17 protein-coding genes and 3 tRNA genes are annotated in these 15887 nt (G+C 69.9%); 6 read left to right on the forward strand and 14 right to left on the reverse strand.

All coding sequences use genetic code 11. The annotated features are described in order from the left end of the window. Positions 1-166 precede the first annotated feature (166 nt). The 6 genes from HUW46_RS15785 to HUW46_RS15810 all read right to left on the reverse strand — a co-directional run bounded on the left by HUW46_RS15785 (position 167) and on the right by HUW46_RS15810 (position 3806). Positions 167-931 carry an alpha/beta fold hydrolase gene (locus tag HUW46_RS15785; protein ID WP_215547991.1) on the reverse strand — a complete coding sequence of 255 codons (765 nt, stop codon included), beginning with the start codon at positions 929-931 and terminating at the stop codon, positions 167-169. A gap of 71 nt (positions 932-1002) precedes the next feature. Then, entirely contained in the window at positions 1003-1719 is a 717-nt protein-coding gene (gene rplA / locus HUW46_RS15790; RefSeq protein ID WP_215547992.1) for a 50S ribosomal protein L1, read from the reverse strand. A gap of 74 nt (positions 1720-1793) precedes the next feature. After that, the gene (gene rplK / locus HUW46_RS15795; RefSeq protein ID WP_215547993.1) at positions 1794-2225 is read right to left on the reverse strand and encodes a 50S ribosomal protein L11; all 432 of its coding nucleotides are present in this window, start codon (positions 2223-2225) and stop codon (positions 1794-1796) included. An 83-nt stretch (positions 2226-2308) separates the two neighbouring features. Further along, on the reverse strand, positions 2309-3151 hold the full coding sequence (gene nusG / locus HUW46_RS15800) for a transcription termination/antitermination protein NusG (RefSeq protein ID WP_215547994.1): 843 nt from the start codon (positions 3149-3151) through the stop codon (positions 2309-2311). 95 nt (positions 3152-3246) lie between these two features. After that, complete coding sequence (gene secE, locus HUW46_RS15805; RefSeq protein WP_215547995.1) at positions 3247-3705, reverse strand: preprotein translocase subunit SecE; 459 nt, start codon at positions 3703-3705, stop codon at positions 3247-3249. A 28-nt stretch (positions 3706-3733) separates the two neighbouring features. Further along, a tRNA-Trp gene (locus tag HUW46_RS15810) sits at positions 3734-3806 on the reverse strand. 224 nt (positions 3807-4030) lie between these two features. Between HUW46_RS15810 and HUW46_RS15815 the strand changes: the two genes are divergently transcribed. Continuing rightward, complete coding sequence (locus HUW46_RS15815) at positions 4031-5260, forward strand: pyridoxal phosphate-dependent aminotransferase (protein ID WP_215547996.1); 1230 nt, start codon at positions 4031-4033, stop codon at positions 5258-5260. Between the two features lie 54 nt (positions 5261-5314). On the opposite strand, the gene HUW46_RS15820 is transcribed toward HUW46_RS15815, so the two are convergent. Further along, positions 5315-5530: a hypothetical protein gene (locus tag HUW46_RS15820; RefSeq protein ID WP_215547997.1), complete on the reverse strand. Its 216-nt coding sequence runs from the start codon at positions 5528-5530 to the stop codon at positions 5315-5317. A 128-nt stretch (positions 5531-5658) separates the two neighbouring features. Here HUW46_RS15820 and HUW46_RS15825 point away from each other — a divergent pair, with 128 nt between their 5' ends. From HUW46_RS15825 to HUW46_RS15835, 3 genes are all read left to right on the forward strand, one after another. Next, on the forward strand, positions 5659-6009 hold the full coding sequence (locus HUW46_RS15825) for a GntR family transcriptional regulator (protein ID WP_215547998.1): 351 nt from the start codon (positions 5659-5661) through the stop codon (positions 6007-6009). Then, positions 6006-6989 carry a hypothetical protein gene (locus HUW46_RS15830; RefSeq protein WP_215547999.1) on the forward strand — a complete coding sequence of 328 codons (984 nt, stop codon included), beginning with the start codon at positions 6006-6008 and terminating at the stop codon, positions 6987-6989. Before HUW46_RS15825 ends, HUW46_RS15830 begins: the two co-directional genes overlap by 4 nt. Positions 6990-7144: 155 nt before the next feature. After that, positions 7145-8044 carry an SGNH/GDSL hydrolase family protein gene (locus tag HUW46_RS15835; RefSeq protein ID WP_215548000.1) on the forward strand — a complete coding sequence of 300 codons (900 nt, stop codon included), beginning with the start codon at positions 7145-7147 and terminating at the stop codon, positions 8042-8044. A 27-nt stretch (positions 8045-8071) separates the two neighbouring features. Here the strand turns inward: HUW46_RS15835 and HUW46_RS15840 are convergent, their stop codons facing one another. The 7 genes from HUW46_RS15840 to HUW46_RS15870 all read right to left on the reverse strand — a co-directional run bounded on the left by HUW46_RS15840 (position 8072) and on the right by HUW46_RS15870 (position 13597). Continuing rightward, on the reverse strand, positions 8072-8476 hold the full coding sequence (locus tag HUW46_RS15840; protein ID WP_254126206.1) for a MaoC family dehydratase: 405 nt from the start codon (positions 8474-8476) through the stop codon (positions 8072-8074). Further along, a complete protein-coding gene (locus tag HUW46_RS15845; protein ID WP_215548002.1) occupies positions 8473-8922 on the reverse strand; it encodes a MaoC family dehydratase N-terminal domain-containing protein in 450 nt (149 codons plus the stop codon). The genes HUW46_RS15840 and HUW46_RS15845 overlap by 4 nt, the downstream gene beginning before the upstream one ends. Before the next feature lie 35 nt (positions 8923-8957). Then, positions 8958-10070, reverse strand: a complete 1113-nt coding sequence (locus HUW46_RS15850) for a S1 family peptidase (RefSeq protein WP_215548003.1) — start codon at positions 10068-10070, stop codon at positions 8958-8960. Positions 10071-10325: 255 nt separating this feature from the next. Beyond that, positions 10326-10490, reverse strand: a complete 165-nt coding sequence (gene rpmG / locus HUW46_RS15855) for a 50S ribosomal protein L33 (protein WP_005152047.1) — start codon at positions 10488-10490, stop codon at positions 10326-10328. Between the two features lie 124 nt (positions 10491-10614). Beyond that, positions 10615-10687, reverse strand: a tRNA-Met gene (locus tag HUW46_RS15860). Positions 10688-10851: 164 nt separating this feature from the next. Next, positions 10852-10924 (reverse strand) — tRNA-Thr (locus tag HUW46_RS15865). A 66-nt stretch (positions 10925-10990) separates the two neighbouring features. After that, positions 10991-13597, reverse strand: a complete 2607-nt coding sequence (locus tag HUW46_RS15870) for a putative bifunctional diguanylate cyclase/phosphodiesterase (RefSeq protein ID WP_254126610.1) — start codon at positions 13595-13597, stop codon at positions 10991-10993. Positions 13598-13917: 320 nt separating this feature from the next. Between HUW46_RS15870 and HUW46_RS15875 the strand changes: the two genes are divergently transcribed. Together HUW46_RS15875 and HUW46_RS15880 are read left to right on the forward strand one after the other, a co-directional pair. Continuing rightward, entirely contained in the window at positions 13918-14856 is a 939-nt protein-coding gene (locus HUW46_RS15875; RefSeq protein ID WP_215548005.1) for a GNAT family N-acetyltransferase, read from the forward strand. A gap of 134 nt (positions 14857-14990) precedes the next feature. Continuing rightward, a complete protein-coding gene (locus HUW46_RS15880) occupies positions 14991-15839 on the forward strand; it encodes an SAM-dependent methyltransferase (RefSeq protein WP_215548006.1) in 849 nt (282 codons plus the stop codon). Positions 15840-15887: the final 48 nt, after the last annotated feature.

The following is a 15887-nucleotide window of genomic DNA, read 5'->3' on the forward strand; positions in this document are numbered from 1 at the left end:
TTTAGCCCGCTAACTGCAGCTCAGGCCCGTCTCGCCGGTCCCGCCAGCGTCGCGGGCTCTGACGACGTTTAGCCCGCTAAACGCACGCGGCCGCTTCTCAGGTTCCGGGGCGCTGGCTGGCGGATCCGGGGAACGTTTAGCCCGCTAACCGCGGGCGGGCGGGGGGTCAGGTGGCGAGGAAGTCGACCAGGGCCTTGGTGAACTCGGGGCGGCTGATGGCGGTGAGGTGGTCCCCCGGCACCCGCACCAGGCGCGCGCCCGCGATCGCGGCGGCCAGCCGTTCCGGTTCCGCGGCCAGCTGGTCGCTTTCCCCCGCGAGCACGAGCGTCGGCACGGTGATCGCGGTCAGGTCGATCGAGGTCGGCCGGTCCGCGCGGATCACCGCGGCGAGCGCGACGCGGTCGGATCCCACGGAGTCGACGAGGGCGCGGAACGGCGCGCCCGCGGCCGGGATGTCGGAGGGGTCGTCCGCGAGCAGGGCGCCCGCGATGTCGTCCGCCGTCACCACGTTGCCGTCGAAGCCGCCGAAGTCGACGACCCCCGAGCCGACGCCGCCGGTCGCCAGGCACCGGACCCGCTTGTCCCTTCCCGCGACGAGCAGCGCCAGCACCGCGCCCAGCGAGTACCCGACGAGGGAAACCTCGTCGGCACCGAGCTGGTCGATCAGCGCCGACACGTCCTTGGTCATCGCGTCGGCGGTGTACGCGGACGAATCGTGCGGTGCCTCCGACTCGCCGTGCCCTCGGGCGTCGAGGGCGACGACCGGGTAGCCCGCGTCGACCAGCGCGGCGACCACGCCGGGCCGCACCCAGTTCGCTTCCGCGTTCGCGGCGAACCCGTGGTACAGCACCACCGGGCGCGCGTGCCCGCCGCTCCCCTCCCACACCTGGTAGGCGAGGCGGACACCGTCGAACGAAGCAAACGTGGGCATGCGTCCATCACACACGAAGAAGGGCGGCCCCGCGTGATGCGGGGCCGCCCTTCTTACGTGATTTACCTAGCTCAGATCGTGTCCTCGGCGAGGAGGTTACGGGTGCGAGCCGGGTCGACCGGGATGCCGGGGCCCATCGTCGTGGAGAAGGTGACCTTCTTGACGTAGCGGCCCTTCGCCGAGGACGGCTTGGCCCGCAGGACCTCGTCCAGCGCGGCCGCGTAGTTCTCGACCAGCTTCTCGGTGTCGAAGGAGGCCTTGCCGATCACCAGGTGCAGGTTGGCCTGCTTGTCCACGCGGAAGTTGACCTTGCCGCCCTTGATGTCGGCGACGGCCTTGGCGACCGCGGGGGTCACCGTGCCGGTCTTCGGGTTCGGCATCAGGCCGCGCGGGCCGAGGATGCGGGCGATCCGGCCGACCTTCGCCATCTGGTCCGGAGTCGCGATCGCGGCGTCGAAGTCGAGCCAGCCACCCTGGATGCGCTCGATCAACTCGTCGGTGCCGACCGCGTCCGCGCCGGCGGCCTCGGCCTCGGCGGCCTTGTCGCCGGTGGCGAAGACGATGACGCGGGCGGTCTTACCGGTACCGTGCGGCAGGTTCACGGTGCCGCGGACCATCTGGTCGGCCTTGCGGGGGTCCACGCCGAGCCGCATGGCGACCTCGACGGTGGCGTCCAGCTTGACCTTGGTGGTCTCCTTGGCGAGCTTCGCCGCCTCGAGCGGTGCGTACAGCCGCTCGCGGTCGATCAGCTCGGCGGCCTGGCGGTAGGCCTTGCTGCGCTTGGTCATGCTCTGTCCTTAGCTAGATACGAGAGTGGATCAGTCGTGGTGCGAGCCAGCGCGGGCTCTCCCACAGGGGCAGGTCACTCTACGGTGATGCCCATCGAACGGGCGGTGCCCGCGATGATCTTGGCGGCCTGGTCGATGTCGTGCGCGTTGAGGTCGGTCTTCTTGACCTCCGCGATCTCCTTGACCTGGTCCCAGGTGACCTTGGCGACCTTGTTCTTGTGCGGCTCCGGCGAACCCTTCTGCACGCCGGCGGCCTTGAGCAGCAGCTTCGCGGCGGGCGGGGTCTTCAGCTTGAAGTCGAACGAGCGGTCTTCGTACACGGAGATCTCGACCGGCACGACGTTGCCGCGCTGCGACTCGGTGGCCGCGTTGTAGGCCTTGCAGAACTCCATGATGTTGACGCCGTGCTGACCCAGCGCCGGGCCGACCGGCGGGGCCGGGTTGGCCGCACCAGCCGAGATCTGCAGCTTGATGATCGCTGCGAGCTTCTTCTTCTTGGGTGGCATTTCTGTATGTCCTTCTGCGGGTTATCGCGTTTCCCGAGCGCACCTGCCAGTGGCGCGGGAACTGCCGGCCGTCTCTGCGGCCGTCAGATCTTGGAGACCTGGTTGAACGACAGCTCGACCGGGGTCTCCCGGCCGAAGATCGACACCAGGACCTTCAGCTTCTGCCCGTCCGCGTTGACCTCGCTGATCGTGGCGGGCAGCGTGGCGAACGGGCCGTCCATGACGGTGACCGACTCGCCGACCTCGAAGTCCACCTCGACGGTGCCGCCGCCGAGCGGGGCCGCCGTGGTCTCGGCCTCGCCCTTGGCCTTCGCCGGGGCGGCCTTCTCGACCTGCGGTGCGAGGAACTTCAGCACGTCTTCGGTGGTCAGCGGCGACGGGCGCGAAGTCGCGCCGACGAAGCCGGTGACCCCGGGGGTGTTGCGGACGGCGCTCCACGAAGCGTCGTTGAGGTCCATCCTGACCAGGATGTAGCCGGGCAGCACCTTGCGCTGCACCTGCTTGCGCTGGCCGTTCTTGATCTCGGTGACCTCTTCGGTCGGCACCTCGATCTGGAAGATGAAGTCCTCGACGTCCAGGGTCTGCGTCCTGGTCTCGAGGTTCGTCTTGACCTTGTTCTCGTAGCCGGCGTAGGAGTGCACGACGTACCACTCGCCCGGCGCCGCGTTGAGCTCCGCGCGCAGCTTGGCGACCGGGTCCTGCTCCTCGTCCTCGGCGGGCGCTTCGGTCTCGTCCACGACGTCATCGGCGTCCGCGGAGTCGCCGGACTCCTCCGCCGACTCGTCGGCGGCGTCGCTTTCGTCCGTGGCGGGCACCTCGACCGGCTCGGTGTGCTCCGAATCCTCTTCGGAGACCGCCGCATGCACTTCTTCGTCAGAAAGGCCGGTCAGATCCTGACCGGCGACTGCGCCATTCTCGCCAGCCACGTTCCGTCCTCTCACCTAATCGCTTGCCGTGCTCGTCTCGAGCCCGCCATGAAGCCATGGCTCCGCCGACGCTACGGCGCCGGGCGCGAGCTCGCTCAGCCGAACAGCCAGAACACGCCCTTTTCGAAGACGAAGTTCAGGCCCCACACGAGCGCGACCATGAAGCTCACGAAGACCAGGACCACCGTCGTGTAGGTGACCATCTGCTTGCGCGTGGGCCAGATGACCTTGCGCAGCTCGGCCCACACCTCGCGGATGAACCTCGACAGCCGCCCCCACAGGGAGACCTTCTTCTTGTCCTGGCGGTTCCGCTTGGGAGTCGCCTTCTCCTTGCCACCGGCCTTGGCCGGCTTGTCCGCCTTCGCCTTCCCGGCCGGGCGGGTCTTGTCCTCGTCCGTGCTCGCCGAGTCGGCCCTGGCAGCCCCCGCCTTGCCGGCCGGGCGCGCGGAGGCGCGCCGTTCGCGCCGGGCCGCGGCGGTGACCGGACGGGAGGGAGTCTTCGGCTCCTTCTCCTGGTCCTTCTCGCCGCTGGCGTCGCTGTCGCTCACGACCACTCCTCCGCTTAGCCAGTTGGGTCGAACGCAGGGGTGACAGGACTTGAACCTGCAACCTGCGGTTTTGGAGACCGCTGCTCTGCCAATTGAGCTACACCCCTTCGGCCGGTGCCCGATCGCTGCACCGCCCGCAGGACACATTTCACCATCCCCGCCTCGCGGCGGGGTCAGCGGTCATGCGTTCCAAGTTCGGCAGTCTACGGCAAGCCGCCGGACGGTCCGCAACCGACTACCTTCGCCACCCGGGAGGCACCGGCCCCCGTACGGCGGTTGACGCGCAGACCTGCGTAAGCCCGCGCGCGGCGCCCGTGGAACCATGGTGGCCATGGCTACTCAGGCTGCTTCGTCCTCTGCCCGCACTCGCGTCTCCGCCCGGATCGCCGGGATCAACCCGTCCGCGACGCTCGCGGTCGACGCGAAGGCGAAGGCGCTCAAGGCCGAGGGCCGCCCGGTGATCGGCTTCGGCGCCGGACAGCCCGACTTCCCGACCCCGGACTACGTGGTCGAGGCCGCTGCCGCCGCCGTCCGCGATCGCGCGAACCACGGCTACACCGCCGCCGCCGGCCTCCCCGAGCTGCGGGAAGCGATCGCGGCGAAGACCCTGCGCGACTCCGGCTACGCCGTCGAAGCGGCGCAGACGCTGGTGACCAACGGCGGCAAACAGGCCGTTTATTCCGCCTTCGCGACGCTCGTCGACCCCGGTGACGAGGTGCTGCTGCTCGCGCCGTACTGGACCACCTACCCCGAGTCGATCACGCTCGCCGGTGGCGTTCCCGTGCAGGTCACCGCGGACGAGTCGACCGGTTACCTGGTCACCGTCGAGCAGCTCGAGGCCGCGCGCACCGAGCGCACCAAGGTGCTGCTGTTCAACTCGCCGTCGAACCCGACCGGCTCGGTGTACTCGCGCGAGCAGGTCGAGGAAATCGGCCGCTGGGCGCTCGAGCACGGCATCTGGGTGATCACCGACGAGATCTACGAACACCTCGTCTACGACGGCGTCAAGGCCGAGTCGCTGCCGGTCGTGGTGCCGGAGATGGCGGACCAGACGCTCGTGCTCAACGGCGTCGCGAAGACCTACTCGATGACCGGGTGGCGCGTCGGCTGGATCGTCGGCCCGCAGGACGTGATCAAGGCGGCTTCGAGCTACCAGTCGCACCTGTGCGGCAATGTGGCGAACGTGTCGCAGCGCGCGGCGCTGGCCGCGGTCGCCGGGCCGCTCGACATCGTGGCCGAGATGCGGGCCTCGTTCGACGCGCGCCGCAAGAAGATCGTGTCGCTGCTCTCGGCCATCCCCGGCGTGGACTGCCCGACCCCGGAGGGTGCGTTCTACGCCTACCCATCGGTGAAAGCGTTGCTGGGCAAGGAAATCCGCGGCGAACGGCCGACGGACACGGTCGCGCTGGCCGATCTGATCCTGCGCGAGGCCGAGGTCGCCGTGGTCCCCGGCGAAGCGTTCGGGACGCCGGGCTACTTCCGGTTCTCCTACGCGCTCGCCGAGGCCGACCTGGTCGAGGGCGTCAACCGCGTCGCGGCCCTGCTCTCCGAAGCGAAATAGCGCACTGCCGGTGTGCCGGGCGGATCGCCCGGCGCACCGGCGGCGTTCGTCAGGTCACTCTTCTCCGTCGGCCAGCGCGACCAGTGCCGACGCCTTCGCCGCGTACTTCCACTTCCCGAGGTCGCGGATCGTCTTGATCTTCAGCTCCGCGAGCAGTTCGTCGTGCTTGGGCGTGAGGCCCTCGAGCGCGGACGGCGGCGCGTCGAGCAGTTCGCCGATCCCCTTGTCCTCGTATGCCTTGTCCACCAGCTTGTTCAGGTTCAGGCTCACGGGTTCGCGTTCCTTCCGGTAGGAGCAGGTGCGCCACGGACTCTCATCCCGCGCACCGGTGATCGCAACTCGGCGTCCCCCACATCGGGGTTGACGAAAACTCAGTTTGTTCTAGTACAGTGCAAACTATGTTGATCCGGATCGACCCCGCGTCGACGGTCCCGCTCTACGAGCAGGTGGCCGCCGCGGTGCGGCGCGCGGTCGCCGACGGCACGGTTCGCCGCGGGGAGCAGCTGCCCGTCGCCCGCGAGCTGGCGGCGTCGCTCGAGATCAACGTGCACACCGTGCTGCGCGCCTACGCCGTCCTGCGCGACGAGGGCCTCATCGACCTGCGCCGGCGTCGCGGCGCGGTGGTGACGGCCGAAGCGAAGTCGCGGGCCCGCCTGAACGAACTCGTCGGCGAGCTGATCGCGGAAGCGCGCCGTGAAGGAGTGAGCGCCGACGAGGTCGCCCACCTGCTCAAGGAGAGGTACGTATGACAAGGGCCCGGATCCTGCTGGCGACCGCGGGAGTGCCCGCGGTCGCGATCGCTGTCTCGGTGGTGCTGGCGTGGCTGTGGAACACGCGGTTGCCCGAGGTCGTCGCCGTGCACTGGACGAACGGCGAACCGAACAACTCCGCGCCGCTCGGCCTGTTCGTGAAGATCGCGCTCCTCCTCGGTGCCGCGCTCGCGATGGCCGTTTCCTGGATGGCGGTGACCGCGTGGCGGCGGGGCAACGGCCTTTCCCGCGTCGCGATCGGTTTCTTCGCCGGGTTCACCACCATCCCGATGAGCGGCACCCTCGGTGTGCTGATCGCCAACCTCGATGTCGAGGACTGGCACCGGGCGACCGGGTCCGCGCTGGTCGCGGTGGTGTCCCTGCTCGTGGCCGTGGTCGCGGGCGTGCTCGCGGCCGTCGTCATGGGTCCGGTCCCGCACTCTGCCTCGCCAAGCGGGCCCGCCGACGACGACCTCGCGATCGGGCTGGCACCCGGGCAGCGCGCGGTGTGGGTCGGTGCGACCACCAACCGGTTCCTGCTGTCGTCGGTGCTCGTGGTGCCGCTCGTCGGGTTCGTGGTCGACCAGGTCGTCATGGTGCCGGTGCCGGCGTGGATCTACGCGGCGCTGTTCGTCGTCGGGGCCGTGGTGACCCTGCTCGGCGCGCGACTCGGCGCGACCGTGGACTCGGCGGGCCTGACGATCCGGATGGGCCTGCTCGGCTGGCCTCGGCGGCACTTCGCGCTCGACCGGATCGACCACGCCGACGTCGCGGACCTCGGCCTGCTCCAGGGCGGCGGCTTCGGATACCGCGTGAACCCGTTCACCGGCGAATCGATCTACAAGCTCCGCGGCGGCCCGGCGCTCGCGATCGCGCTGCGCAAGGGCGGGCTGGTCTACGTCACCGTCGACGACCCGGCTCCCGGCGCGGGCCTGCTCAACGACCTGCTCCGGCAGCGGACCCGCTCCCACGACGTTTAGCCCGCTAAACGCGAACCGGGTCCCCGCCCGGCCCGGTTCGGCGCTCGCGACGTTTAGCCCGCTAACTGCGGGCAGGGGGCTCGCGTCGCTCGGGTGGACGGAAGTGCCCCGGTCGGCCCTCATCAGCGGCGCCGAGTTCGCGTACAAAAGGAACTGTGGCGAACAAGGGTGGCGGGGGATGCCTGGTCCTGCTGGTGATCGTGGCCGCGATCGGCGGATACGCCTACTACCGGAGTCATCAGGGCGGCTCGGCCGAGCCGCCCCCGGGGTCGACGACCGGCGGCGGATCCGGCCGCTACGTCGCGCTGGGTGACTCCTACACGTCCGCGCCCCGCACCGGTAAGCAGGCCGGCGACCCACCGGGATGTGCCCGCTCGGACAACAACTACCCGCACCTCGTGGCCGCTGAACTGAAGCCGGCCGAGTTCGCCGACGTCAGCTGCAGCGGCGCGACCACGGCGAACCTGACCGGATCGCAGAAGACGAAGGACGGCACGAACCCGCCGCAGCTCGACGCGGTGAACGACAAGACGACGCTGGTCACGATCGGGATCGGCGGCAACGACGTCGGGCTCATCGGCCTCGCGGGCAACTGCGCGACGGCGCACCCGAACGCCGCGCCCTGCCGCGACCGCCTCACCGCGGGCGGCAAGGACGAGCTGGCCGCGAAGATCGACGCCGCGGCGGGCAAAGTCTCCTCGGTGCTGAAGAAGATCCACCAGAAGGCGCCGAAGGCGCGCGTCGTGGTGGTCGGCTACCCGACGGTGCTGCCCGACGGCGACGGCTGCTGGCCGGTGCTGCCGCTCGGTGCCCCGGACGTCGCCTACCTCCGGGACTCACTCGGCCACCTCAACGACAAGCTCGCCGCGGAGGCGAAGGCCAACAACGCCGGGTTCGCCGACACCGCGCGCCCCGGCAAGGGGCACGACCTGTGCACCGATTCCGACGAGCGGTGGGTCGAGGGCCTCGTCCCGACCAGCGCCGCCGCGGCGCTGCACCCGAACGCCAGGGGCGAGCGGGGCATGGCGGATGTGGTGGCGAAGCTCCTGAGCTGACCGGGACGCTGGCCTGCAGTTAGCGGGCTAAACGCGCTCGGGGCGGACCAGGGCGGTGGCTTTGCCGAGTACGGTCTTCCCGTCGAACTTGGCGGTGATCGCGACGGTCACGACGCCGTTCTCGTCGGGTTCGCCCGCGGTGCCGGTGAACTCGACGAGCGCGCCTTCGTCGTCGTCGGGCACCACGACGGGGCGGGTGAACCGCACGCTGTAGTCGATGAGCCTGCCGGGGTCGCCGAGCCAGTCGGTGACGAACCGGCCGCCGAGCGCCATGGTGAGCATGCCGTGCCCGATGATGTCGGGCAGCCCGACCTCCTTGGCGAACCGCTCGTTCCAGTGGATCGGGTTGAAGTCCAGCGACGCGCCCGCGTACTGGACCAGCTGCCGCCTGGTGACCCGCACGCTCAGCGGGGGAAGCTCGGTCTTGCTCACGCGTCCGCCCTCCTGACCACCAGCTGCGCCGAAGTGGTGCACACGTGCTCGCCCGCCTCGTCCACGATCTCCGCGCGCGCGGTCAGGAAGTCGTTGCCCGCCCGCTCCATGATGTCCTCGATGTAGACCGTCAGGCTCAGCCGGTCCCCCGCGTGCACCGGCCGCGAATGGCTGAAGCGCTGGTTGCCGTGGACCATCCGCGAGTAGTCGAGGCCGAGCTCGGGATCGGCGACGACCTTGTTGATCGCGGGGAGGTTCAGGATCGTCAGGAACGTCGGCGGCGCGATGACGTCCGGATACCCGGCGGCCTTCGCGGCTTCGGGATCGTGGTAGAGCGGGTTGCTGTCGCCGATCGTGTCGGCGAACTCCCGGATCTTTTCCCGTCCCACGTCGTACGTGCTTTCGGGCGGGTAGCTGCGACCGACGAATGAGGAATCCAAGGGCACGGCGGCCAGCCTACCGGGCCGCCGTGCCCGCTGGATCAGCTGTTGAGGCTCACGCCGTACGCGGAGAGCGCCTCGCCGACGGGCTGGAAGTACGAGCTGCCGCCGCCCATACCGGAGGTGATGCCGAGCCCCTTGGCGCCGTCGAACAGGCAGCCGCCGGAGTCGCCGGGGTTCACCGAAGCACTGGTCTGGATGAGCTGCGAAACGCTGCCCTCCTGGTAGTTCACCGTGACGTTGAGGCGGCTGACGGAACCGCAGGTGAGGCGCGTGGTGCTGCCGCTCTTGCAGATGCGCTCGCCGACCGTCGCGGTGGCCGCGGAGGTGATGCGCTGCGTCGAACCGTTGTACAGCGACACCGCGCCGGGGCCGGTGCTGTTGGTGTTGCGGATGAGGCCGTAGTCGTTGCCGGGGAAGCTCGCGTTGACCGACGGGCCGACGTTCCACTGCGAAACCGCGCGGGTGCAGTGCCCGGCGTCGACGATGTAGTTCTGGCCGCCCTTGTTGGTGTTGAACCCGACCGAGCAGCGGGTGCCGCCGCCGGTGATGGCTTCGCCGTTGTAGATGGCGGTGTGCATTTCACCGGTGACGCGTTCCACGACGACGCGTTCGCCGAAGCCCTGCGTCGCGGCGAGCAGCCGGTCGAGCGCGGGGCCCTTCGCGGCGTCGGCGACCGTGACGACGATCCGGTTCGTCTGCTCGTCGAGGCCGATCGCGGTGTGCGTGACGGCGGGCAGTGCCTGCAGGGCGTGCTGGGTGTCGGCGAGTTGCGCGGAGCTGTGCCGGACCAGCTTGGGCACGGCCCCGGCGGCGCGGGCCTGGTCGGCGGCCGCGGTGTCGAGGACGTTCACGGTCGGCGTGCCCTTGGCGTCGAGATATCCGCCGGCGGCGCGCTGCCCCAGCGCCCCGGTGACCGCGTGGACGGTGTCGGTGGCGGCTTGCTGGGCCCGCAGCTGCGCGGTCGCGTCGGCCGCTGTGATGTGCGCGTCCGCGGCGAGCGAGGACACGGCGGCGTGCTGCACGGACGCGCCGTAGCCGTCGATGCCCGTGGCGGAGGCGGTGCTGGGGGCGATGAGACCGAAGGCGGCGAGGCCTGCGACGGCCGCGGTGGTGGCGAGCCTTCGTGGTGTGCGGCTTGGGGACTTGCTCATTCCGGCAACTCACTTTCTGACGCCGAGCGCGCGGTGGCGCGATCGTCGGAGTGGGTTCGCCGGCACGTCTTGCGTGACCGGCACCGGTTTCCCGGTGCGGAGCAGGGTGTCCCGCGGCAGGTGGTATGGACCAGGGCCGACCGTCGGCTGTCCGTTAAAACAAGTAGTGTCCGATTTGAGTAGGTATCCGGACACGCAAAGAAGGCCGCCCCCGAATACGGGAGCGGCCTTCTCGGCAGCCGGTGGGACGCGCGGTCAGCGGGTCTCCTTGTGGGTACGGTGCGTACCGCAGTTCGGGCAGAACTTCTTCATCTCAAGACGGTCCGGGTTGTTGCGCCGGTTCTTCTTGGTGATGTAGTTGCGGTGCTTGCACTCTTCGCACGCCAGCGTGATCTTCGGTCGCACGTCGGTCGCAGCCACGGCAAAGCTCCTCTAGCTAAATTCGGTACCCCGCGTGTGCGGGGGCCTGGGGCTCGCCCCAGTCTACTGGCGAGTCGGCGCGCGGCTCATCGCACCTGATGAATCGCGCTCCGCCTGTTCTGCGTAGCGGTGATCGGACTTGAACCGACGACACAGCGATTATGAGCCGCTTGCTCTACCAACTGAGCTACACCGCCCTACAACATGCCCACCCAGCAAAACCCACTCGACGCTCACACGCCTGCCTACGGGGGTCCAGGGGGCTTGCCCCCTGGCCGGGGTCTGGGGGCTGGGCCCCCAGAGGACACCGCGAAGCGAGTTATGTTTGCCTATTCCGGCAGACACAACTCGCCCACTCGCGAGCCCCTTTACGGAATCGAACCGTAGACCTTCTCCTTACCATGGAGACGCTCTGCCGACTGAGCTAAAGGGGCCTGGCTCAACGTTCAAGCCTCGAAGAGATTACAAGACGCGGGCGGGGGTGCCGCGAGGGGGGTCCCCTAAGTCAGGAGGGTGAGCACGTTGTGCGCCTGACGGCCCGGCGACCTGGCGGTTCGGGCTTGCAGCCAGGCTTCGAGCCGGTCCTCGGGCAGTGGGCGCGAAATGAGGTAGCCCTGCGCGACGTCGCAGCCCATCGCCTCGAGCTGATCGCGGGCGACGTCCTCCTCGACGCCCTCGGCGACGACGGTGAGTCCGAGCGAGTGGCCCAGCTCGACGATGGAGCGGACGACGGCGAGGTCGCCGAGATCGGTGCCCATGCCCAGCACGAAGCTTTTGTCGATCTTGACCTCGTCGACCGGGAGCTGGCGGAGGTAGGCGAGCGACGAGTACCCGGTGCCGAAGTCGTCGACGGCGAGCACGACGCCGAGCGCGTGCAGCTCGCGCAGGATCGGCAGCGCCTTCTGCGGGTCGGACATCACACCGGACTCGGTGAGCTCGAAGGTGAGCAGCTCGGGCGGCACGCCGAACTGGTCGAGCGCGCGCACGACCTTCGCCGGGAACTCCTCGTCGGCGAGGTTGCGGACGGACAGGTTCACCGCGGCCGAGATGCGCAGGCCCTCGTCGAGCCATTTGCGGATGCGCTTGAGGGACTCTTCGAGCACGAATCCGGTGAGCACGCCGATCAGGCCGGCCGCTTCGATCGCGGGCACGAACTCGTCGGGGCTGAGCCTGCCGAACTCGGGGTGGACCCAGCGGACGAGCGCCTCGACGCCCTGCACCTGCCGGTTCGGCAGCGACACCTTGGGCTGGTAGTGCACGCTGACCTGGCCGTCTTCGAGGGACTGCCGGAACTGCGTGACCATCTGGAAGCGGCGCATGAAGATCTGGCCCATGCTGGGCACGTATCCGCGCACTTCCTCGCCGCCGCGGGTCGCGCGGACGGCGACGTCGGCGCGTTGCAGCAGCCCGTCGACGTCGACGATCTCGCCCGCCTCCTCGACCGACGGCGACGCGTAGCCGATCATCGCGTTCGCTTCGACGGTGAGCCGGTCGACGGGGTACGGCACGGACAGTTCCGCGCGCAGGCGTTCGGCGACGCGGTGCGCCTGGTCGGGCCCGTAGGCGATGAGCAGTGCCGCGAAGGACGCGCCTTCGAGCCGAGCGACGGGCACCTCGTGGCCGAGCGCGTCGCGGATGCGCCTGCCGGCGGCGATCACCATGCGGTCCGCCCACGCGTAGCCGAGCGCGTCGCTGACCGTGGAGAAGACGTCGAGTTCGACGCGCAGCACGACCGAGCTGGGGTGATCGCGCAGCGGTTCGCGGGCGACCTGGCGGAAGCCGAGCCGGTTGAACAGCCCGGTGAGCGGGTCGTGGTAGGCGTCGTGGCGCAGGGTCGCGAGCAACCGCCGGTTGTCGAGCGAGGTCGCGAGGTGGCTGGCCATCAGCCCGAGGAGCTGGACATCGTACTTGCCGAACCCGCGCCAGCGGGACAGCCTGTCGTGCGCTTCGACGACGCCGAGCAGCTGGTTGGCGCTGCGCAGCGGGACGACGAGCGCTTCCTGCGCGCCGCGGTCGAGCAGTGCGGCGCGGACGTCGGAATTGGCTTCGGTGAGCCGGAAGTGCCGGACGTGCGCGCCGGGAAGGCGCAGCAGCGGGTCCTCGGCCGGCGACTGCTCGGACGGCAGCGGGTCGCCCGCGACGACGGCACGCATCTCCTCCGCCGGTTCGAGCCGCAGCCGCAGCACCACGCGTGCCGCGGAGAGCTGGTCCTTGATCCGCTCGGCGATGGTGGCCCATTCGCCGATGTCGACGCCTTCGGCGGAGTTCTCGGCCTTGCCCGCGGGCCGCGCCGCGGCTTGCTGGCCCGACCTGGCGACCATCAGGCTCACGTCGGAAAGGGCCTCCATGTCTCGTTGCTCTCGAAGCAGGTCGGAGTACGCCCAGTACAGCGCGGTGAGTCCGAGGAAGACGGCGAGCACCAGCGGCCACGCCCTGGGCGAACCGGAGATCACCAGGTAGCCGGAGAGTCCGACGGAGGCGTTGACGAAGCCGACCACCAGGATCCGCCCGGTGAGCCGGAGCGCGGTGCCGATCCGCATCCGGCGCCGCAGCACGCGCACCGCGGCGAGCGCGAGCAGCGTGCTGACCAGCGGCGCGGTGAGGGTGCCCGCGAGCGCGGCGAGCCATTGCATTTCGGTGGCGCCGAGCGCGTGCTGGACGACCCCGGCGACCGCGAACGCGCCGGTGATCTCGAGGAGGAAGGCGCCGGCGTTGTAGAGGACGCGTCCCGCGACGCGGCGGGCCAGCAGTGTCCCGATCCCGGCGACGAGGTGTGCCGCGAGCACGACCTCGAACGGCGCCACGAAGAACCCGATGACCAGGGGTATTTCGGTGAACGAGATGGTCCACGAGATGCCGCTGCGCACGTCGACGTTGATGCCGAGCTGTTCGGCGAGCAGGAACGCGACCGCCAGCACCGGCCCGATCCACCACAGGTCGCTGTCGGGTTCGAAGGGCAGCCACAGCGCGACCGCGGTCGCCGCGAGGAGGCCGACCGTGACCACGGTGACCGTGTAGACGCGGAAGCGGAATTCGTCGGAGCGACCGGCGCGCGCGGCGGGCCGCGGTGGCCCTGCCTGGCCTGCGCCACCCCGCGTACCTGGCATGTCGACCGGGACGGAAACGTCAGGCCCGCCACCTGAGTCCGGCATGCAACCCCCTTCCGGCTGCTCTCCCCAGTCCGCCACCCGATCGATTCGCGCAGAGCGCACGGCCGAGCGCGAACGAGGCATCACTGTACCCCGGAGGGCGTATTTAGGCCTCTCTCCAATCCCGATCAGATCAGCTCAGGGTTAACTCCGGCCCAACGGCGCTGACCTGCACGGACCACGGGGTGAAACAAGAGCGCTTTTCACATCCGGCCGGTATCGCAGGGAGTGACCGACCTGGGTGCGGACGACGAGCGCGAGGGGGCTTCAATGACGCGATGGACGTGGACACGATCGCGACCGCCCACAACGGCAGGCTGCGCACGATCGACCCCCTTCTTCCCGACGTAGATCGGCACCTCGCCGCTCCGGACGGCGCGGACCTCCTCGTCGAAACGGGCGGTTCCGCGGCGGCGGGCTTCGCCTCGCGCACCGAGGTGGCGCCGGATTCCCGTGACGCACTGTCGCGACCGCTGGTCGAGCACACGTTGTCGGTGCACCTCGCGGGACCGGAACCCGGCGCCGCGCTGGAGGCGTTGCTCACGCGGTGGGAATCGGCCCTCTCAGCGGAAACCGCTCCCGGTGACTGGGACACCGCGGCGGTCGTCGCCAGGCCGAGCCGCGATTCGGCGGGCTGCGCGGAACTGCTCCGGCACGGGTTCTCCGCGGTCCGCGTGCTCGCCGCCCGCCCTGCCGACCGGCTCGTCGCCACCGGCCCGCGCGCCACGCCGGGCGTGCACATCCGGCCCGCGGAACAGGGCGATCTCGCCACCGCCGTCGAGCTGCAGCTCGAACTGCGGAACTACGAGGCGCAGTTCGGCGTGGTCACGCACCGCCCCGACGCGGGCAAGGTCGTGGAAGCCGAGCTCGGCGACCTGCTCTCCCGCGACAACCCCGCGCTGTGGATCGCCGAGCTGTACGGCAGGCCGCTGGGCATGCTGCACGTGCAGATGCCCAGCGAGACCGGGTGGATCGCGCCGTACACCAGCGCGGAGCGGGTCGGCTACCTGTCCTCGCTGCACATCGCGGAGGCCGCGCGCTCGTCCGGTGTCGGAACGGCGTTGGCGTCGCACGCGCATCAGCTGTTCGACGAGGCGAGCACGGACGTGGTCTTGCTGCACCACGCGCTGGCGAACCCCCGGTCGACGCCGTTCTGGTGCGCGCAGGGCTATCGCCCGCTGTGGACGTACTGGTACCGCCGCCCCGCGGTGCACTAGGCGGCCGCCGAACCGGGCATATGCACCAGCGCCCTGGTGCATCCACGAATGCATCCGCTGGTGCGCGTGCACGCGGCGCGCCTGGAGCGGTACCCTCGGCCAGCCAGCGTCCCGGAGCGGCTGGGGATTTTTCGATGAGCGAAGTGTTGAGGTCGGCGCCCGCGGCGCCGGCCAGGGTGAACACCGACAAGCCGTCGGCGGCCCGCATGTACGACTGGTTCCTCGGCGGCACCCAGAACTGGGCGGTCGACCGGGAGTTCGGGCGCAAGGTCGAACGCGTCTGGCCGCACATCCGGGTCGTCGCGAGGCAGAACCGGCAGTTCATGAACCGGGTGGTCCGGCACGCACTGGACGCCGGGATCCGCCAGTTCGTCGACCTCGGCTCCGGCGAGCCGACGATCGGCAACGTGCACGAGGTCGTGCGGCGGCACCTGCCGAAGGGGGAACGCGCCCGGGTCACCTACGTCGACTACGAGCCGATTTCGGTCGTGCACGTGACCGCGATGCTCGACCAGGACCGCGCGCAGGACTGGGCCACCGTGGCGCAGCACGACCTGCGGGACGTCCCGGGCGTGCTGGCCGATCGCGACGTCCGCAGGCTGATCGACTTCTCGAAACCGGTGTGCCTGCTGATGATCGCGGTGCTGCACTTCCTCGGCGACGACGACCGGCCAGGCGACGTGGTGCGCGCCTACCGGGACGAACTGGCGCCGGGGAGCTGGCTCGGGCTGTCGCACATCGCCTCCGACGAGGCCGACGCCGCGGGGAAGGTCCAGATCGAACGGTTCGGCGAGGCGTACCAGAAGACGACCAACCCGCTCTGGGTCCGCGACCGCGAAGAGGTCGAGGGCTGGTTCGACGGCTGGCAGCTGGTCCGCCCCGGTTTCGTGCACCTGCCGGACTGGCGGCCCGAGCGCAGGGTCACCGAATCGGAGGCCGAAGGCCGCCCGTTCGCGTGGTGCGGTGTGGGCAAGAAGCTCTGAGTTTATTCCCCCGGTGACGCTCGCTACGAGCGAACAACCAGCGGAAAC

Origin of the sequence: Amycolatopsis sp. CA-230715, from assembly GCF_018736145.1 — a bacterium.
In the GTDB taxonomy this organism is placed as follows: domain Bacteria; phylum Actinomycetota; class Actinomycetes; order Mycobacteriales; family Pseudonocardiaceae; genus Amycolatopsis.

Coding starts and splice junctions, on each gene's coding strand:
- rplK (WP_215547993.1), bottom strand. CDS start 2,225: ATGCCACCCAAGAAGAAGAAGCTCGCAGCGATCATCAAGCTGCAGATC.
- HUW46_RS15850 (WP_215548003.1), bottom strand. CDS start 10,070: ATGAGCAAGTCCCCAAGCCGCACACCACGAAGGCTCGCCACCACCGCG.
- rplA (WP_215547992.1), bottom strand. CDS start 1,719: ATGACCAAGCGCAGCAAGGCCTACCGCCAGGCCGCCGAGCTGATCGAC.
- HUW46_RS15815 (WP_215547996.1), top strand. CDS start 4,031: ATGGCTACTCAGGCTGCTTCGTCCTCTGCCCGCACTCGCGTCTCCGCC.
- HUW46_RS15880 (WP_215548006.1), top strand. CDS start 14,991: ATGAGCGAAGTGTTGAGGTCGGCGCCCGCGGCGCCGGCCAGGGTGAAC.
- HUW46_RS15825 (WP_215547998.1), top strand. CDS start 5,659: ATGTTGATCCGGATCGACCCCGCGTCGACGGTCCCGCTCTACGAGCAG.
- HUW46_RS15870 (WP_254126610.1), bottom strand. CDS start 13,597: ATGCCAGGTACGCGGGGTGGCGCAGGCCAGGCAGGGCCACCGCGGCCC.
- HUW46_RS15875 (WP_215548005.1), top strand. CDS start 13,918: ATGGACGTGGACACGATCGCGACCGCCCACAACGGCAGGCTGCGCACG.
- HUW46_RS15785 (WP_215547991.1), bottom strand. CDS start 931: ATGCCCACGTTTGCTTCGTTCGACGGTGTCCGCCTCGCCTACCAGGTG.
- HUW46_RS15830 (WP_215547999.1), top strand. CDS start 6,006: ATGACAAGGGCCCGGATCCTGCTGGCGACCGCGGGAGTGCCCGCGGTC.